This window comes from Phenylobacterium sp. (assembly GCF_036263695.1).
GTDB lineage: Bacteria > Pseudomonadota > Alphaproteobacteria > Caulobacterales > Caulobacteraceae > Phenylobacterium.
Genome location: NZ_DATAGM010000421.1, coordinates 1 through 4,743, shown reverse-complemented (window position 1 = coordinate 4,743; position 4,743 = coordinate 1). Strand labels below are relative to the sequence as shown.

The window sequence follows — 4,743 nt, the reverse complement described above, 5'->3', positions numbered from 1 at the left end:
AGCGCCATGAGTGAGGATAGCTGTGCTCCACCCGGCCGCGGGCCAGAAGCCGCCCGGCCTCGATCAGCTTCTCGATCACCGCGTCGTTCGCGGGCCCGAACTTGCCGGCCTTCTTGCCCTCGGTCTCCAGCACCTTCAGGCCGCCGAACAGCGGCACGTGCGGGTAGTAGGCGCCGTCGGCGTCGACGGTCTCCGGGATCTCGCGGTGGCCATGCGCCAGCCAGACGATGTAGTCGTCGGCGCCGTGGCCCGGAGCGGTATGGACGAAGCCCGTGCCCGCCTCATCGGTGACGTGCTCGCCGGCCAGCATCGGGACCTGGAAGCCGTAATGCCGGTCGATGTCGGCCAGCGGGTGGGCGCAGACCATGCCCTGGCAGTCGACCGCCTCGACCTTGCGCCAGCGGGCGATCTTGGCCGCCTTGGCGACCTCCTCCATCAGCTTCTCGGCGACGATCAGCCGGTCGCCGGGCTTTGCCCAGGGGGTGAAGGGCAGGCCCTCCTCCATCGCCTCGACCTGGAAGACTGCGTAGTCGATCCCCTCGCTGTAAGAGATCGCGCGGTTGGCGGGGATGGTCCACGGCGTGGTGGTCCAGATCACCACGAAGGCGCCGCGGGCCGCGTCCGAGCCCTCCAGCACCTCGAACTTGACCCACACGGTCGGGGAGACGTGGTCGTGGTACTCGACCTCGGCGTCGGCGAGGGCGGTGCGCTCCACGGGGCTCCACATCACCGGCTTGGAGCCGCGGTAGAGCTGGCCGGAGGCGACGAACTTGTGGAACTCGGCGACGATCGCCGCCTCGCTCGAATAGTCCATCGTCGAGTAGCGGCGGCCCCAGTCGCCGAGCACGCCCAGCCGCTTGAAGCCCTCCATCTGCACGCCGATCCACTGCTCCGCGTAGGCGCGGCAGCGCTCGCGGAACTCGGCCTTGGAGACCTCGTCCTTGCGCCGCCCCTGCGCGCGCAGCTCCTCCTCGACCTTCCACTCGATGGGCAGGCCGTGGCAGTCCCAGCCGGGCAGGTAGTCGACGTCGTAGCCCATGGCGAAGCGCGAACGGACGACGAAGTCCTTCAGCGTCTTCTGCAGGGCGTGGCCGATGTGGATGGCGCCGTTCGCGTAGGGCGGGCCGTCGTGCAGCACGAACAGCGGGGCGCCGGCGCTCTGCCGGGCCTTGCGGATCGTCTTGTAGAGGTCCTCCGCCTCCCACCGCTCGAGGATCTGCGGCTCCTTCTGCGGCAGGCCCGCCCGCATCGGGAAGGGGGTGTCGGGAAGGAACACGGTCTCGCGGTAATCGCGCGAGGGTTTTTCGGCGTCGTCGGCCATGGGGCTTTCCAGCGGGGTTCGGAAGGGGGTTGGGCTTAAGACCCGGCGCGCGCTGGAGCTTGATCCGGCGGCGTCACGCCGGGCGCTTAATTCGCGTGGGCTTCCAAACCGAAGTCATGGGGCCGGGTGTTAGCAGAGGGCGGGGCGACGGCAAAGGGCATCCCAGCCCCCGTCAGTGCAACGTGTGTGGCCAAGGCTCAAGACAGAGCCGGTATTCCGAGTCCTCGGAGATCTTCGGCCATGTTTCGTCGGGAACCTGCACCCCATGAACTTCTCGCGCCCAAAGCAAGAAGCCGGCTAGTTTCGCCGCCGCTGCGGGCATGACCGTCTGAGCCTGGTAGTTGCGAGGATTGGAGATCACGTCTCGCGCCTGCTCCAGCACCGTCGTGGGCCACGTCTCAAGCACGCCGATGATTGCGCTGATCCATCGGCCAATCTCATCAGCTTGCGTGGATGCATCCGTGAAGATCGGTGGATCCCGAAGCGACGGGTAGTTCGTGATGAAGTGGCCGAACGTCATGCCCGCCGGCGGACCTTGGCGGTCAAGGCGAGTTGCGATCCGCCTTTCCCACCAGAGCTCGAACTCCGGCACTCTTACACCCACGGTACCGATCAACTGAGCGCCACCATGCCGTCCGATGGTCCCAAGCAAGCACACAGCTCGCAGGTCGCCAGCGGTCGGTCGTTCCCAATATGTGGTCTTGGCGGTGCGGAATGACGTGAAACCAGTTGCGCGCAGCGCCTCGACCCCAACCGCGAGTACCGCCTTCGCGGAGGCTCTGCCGACCACGCGCTAAGTCTCCAGCAGCCGCTTCGCCTGCTCGGCGTCGCGCCGGATCTGCTCGCTCATCTCGCTGATGGTGTCGAACTTCAGCTCGGGGCGGAGGAAGTGGACGAGGTCGGTCTCGATGACCTGGTCGTAGATGTCCTCGTCGAAGCCGAACAGCCAGACCTCGAGCCGCGGGTCGACCTCGCCGACGGTCGGATTGACGCCGATGTTGGCCACGCCCGCGAACTCGCGGCCGTCGGGCAGGCGGGTGCGGGTGGCGTAGACGCCGAACTTTGGGACGACGTAGTCGCCCAAGGCCACGTTGGCGGTGGGATAGCCGAGTTCGCGCCCCAGCTGGCGGCCGCGCTGAACCGGCCCCTCGATGGCGAACGGGCGGCCAAGGATGGCGGCGGCGTCCTGCGGTCGGCCCTCGCGCAGCGCTTCGCGGACGCTGGTGGAGGAGTATTTCTCGACCGCCGTGTCGCCGACCGCGCCGGCCACGGAGACGCCGAAGCCCAGCTCCTCGCCGTACTGGCGCATGGTCTCCGGGCTGCCGGTGCGGCCCTTGCCGAAGGAGTTGTCGAAGCCCACGGCGACGTGCCGCGCACCCAGACCCTCGTGCAGCACCTTCGTCGCGAACTCGCGATCGGTGAGCTCGGCGAGTTCGGCGGTGAAGGGCAGGAGGTAGAGCCGCTCGACGCCCAACTCTCCCAACCCGCGCAGCTGCTGATTGCGGGTCATCAGGTGGAAGGCGGGCTGACCGGGACTGAAGATCTCGCGGGGGTGGGGATCGAAGCTGATCACCCCCAGCGGCGCGTCGAGCCTGCGCGCCGCCTCGGCGGCCAGTGCTATCACCTTCTGGTGGCCCTGGTGGACCCCGTCGAAGCTGCCCATCGCGACAGCGGCGCCGCGGTCGGCCTCGGGCAGGTCCTTCCATCCAGTGATCACCCGCATGGGCGTCACGCCGCCCGCCGGGGGACCATCACGATCGCTTCGCCCTCGACCACGTTGCGGCCGTCGACGATGCAAAGGGTGGTGAGGGTGGCGTGGGCCCGCCGCTCGTCCAGCGCCGAGACGCTGACCCGGGCGGTGACCGCATCGCCGATCTTCACCGGCCGGCGGAACCTGAGCGACTGGGTCAGGTAGATGGCGCCGGGTCCGGGCAGGCGGGTGCCCAGTACGGCGGAGATGTAGGCCGCCGACAGCATGCCGTGGGCGATCCGCCCCTGGAACGGCGTGGTCTTTGCGTAGGCCTCGTCGAGGTGGACCGGATTGGTGTCGCCGGACACCTCGGCGAAGGCGGTCAGGTCGCGGGCCTCGACCACGCGGGTGATCTCCGCGGTCTGGCCCACGCTCAAGTCTTCGAAGAACAGTCCCTGCACCCACAACTCCCGTAGCGGTCAGCCTCCTTAGCGTCCGCGCGCTCAGAAGCGAAGCCTCACCAGGTCAGCTGCGTCGTCACATAGGCCGCCTCGGCGCCGGCCTCCTGCAGCAGCGCGTCGACCGCGGCCGGGTCCAGGCCCCCCTCTCCGATGGCCTCGCCTGCATGGATGCCGCTGGCGACGAACAGCACGTCTAGGCCTTGGCGATTGCCGCCCAGAACATCGGTCGCAACGCCGTCGCCGATGCACAGCACCCGGGCCGGATCGACGGGGCGGCCCAGAAGCTCCCCGGCCCGTTCCAGGCACAGGCGGTAGAGCGGCGCGTGCGGCTTGCCCGCCATCAGCACCTCGCCGCCCAGCTTCTCGTAGAGCTGAGCGAGCGCGCCGCCGCAGTAGATCAGTTTGTCGCCGCGTTGGACCACGATGTCGGGGTTGGCGCAGATCATCGCCAGCTCCCGCTTCACCGTCGCCTCGAAGGCGGCGCGGTAGTCCTCCGGCGTCTCCGTCTCGTCGTCGAACGGCCCGGTGCAGGAGATGAAGCGCGCCTCCTCAGGTCCCGTGAAGGTCAGGTCCAGGCCCTCGTACAGCGGCGCGTCGCGATCCGGCCCGATCGCCCAGGCGGGCCCCGGCGCACGCTCGGCCAGCAGGACGCGGGTGGCGTCGCCGGAGGTGATGAACTCGCTCCAGGCCGCGTCCGGCACCTTCAGCTGGGTCAGCTGCGGGCGCACCGCCGAGGCCGGCCGCGGCGCGTTTGAGATCAGGATCACCGGCCCCCGCTCGGCCTTGAACCTCGCCAGCGCCTCGCAGGCGGCCGGGAAGCTCTCGCGTCCGTTGTGGATCACGCCCCAGACGTCGCAGAGCAGGACGTCGTAGCGGTCGGCGATTTCGGAGAAGGCCTCGATCGGGCGCGGAGCGGTCATGCCGGCCGCGGGTAAAGAGCGTGGGGGTCGGGGTCAACCACACAACCGCTCATCTCACTATCGTCATGGCCGGCTTCATGCCGGCCACTCATCCTGATGACGTAGGCCAGCCGCAACGGGCTGGGTCGCCGGGAGAAGCTTGGCGATGACGAATATGGGGTGTTTAGAACCGCCCGCCGCCTACGGCCCGGCGCGCGAGCGAGGTCTGCATGTAGGCCGGCGGCGGGGCGGTCTCGGCGAGGACCTGGTCCCGGATCGGTCGGGGCTCGCCGAACAGGTGACCTTGGCCAAGGGCGATGTCGAGCTCGAGGATGTCCACGACCTGGCGCTCGGTCTCGACCTTCTCGGCGA

Annotated in this window: 5 protein-coding genes and 1 pseudogene; all 6 read right to left on the bottom strand. The window is 68.9% G+C overall.

Going from position 1 to position 4,743, the window contains the following annotated elements; translation table 11 throughout:
* The coding region (locus VHK87_RS16885; RefSeq protein WP_329636053.1) for a class I tRNA ligase family protein at window positions 1-1,321 on the bottom strand (1,321 nt) is incomplete at its 3' end.
* Window positions 1,322-1,493: 172 nt separating this feature from the next.
* A complete protein-coding gene (locus tag VHK87_RS16880) occupies window positions 1,494-2,111 on the bottom strand; it encodes a hypothetical protein (RefSeq protein WP_329636052.1) in 618 nt (205 codons plus the stop codon).
* Between the two features lie 3 nt (window positions 2,112-2,114).
* Complete coding sequence (locus VHK87_RS16875; protein ID WP_329636051.1) at window positions 2,115-3,044, bottom strand: bifunctional riboflavin kinase/FAD synthetase; 930 nt, start codon at window positions 3,042-3,044, stop codon at window positions 2,115-2,117.
* A 5-nt stretch (window positions 3,045-3,049) separates the two neighbouring features.
* Window positions 3,050-3,472, bottom strand: coding sequence for a MaoC family dehydratase (locus VHK87_RS16870; RefSeq protein ID WP_329636050.1), 423 nt, complete (start codon window positions 3,470-3,472; stop codon window positions 3,050-3,052).
* Window positions 3,473-3,528: 56 nt separating this feature from the next.
* Entirely contained in the window at window positions 3,529-4,392 is an 864-nt protein-coding gene (locus VHK87_RS16865) for a TIGR01459 family HAD-type hydrolase (protein WP_329636049.1), read from the bottom strand.
* 163 nt (window positions 4,393-4,555) lie between these two features.
* Window positions 4,556-4,743 (bottom strand): annotated as a pseudogene (locus tag VHK87_RS16860) (diguanylate phosphodiesterase); the annotation flags it as partial.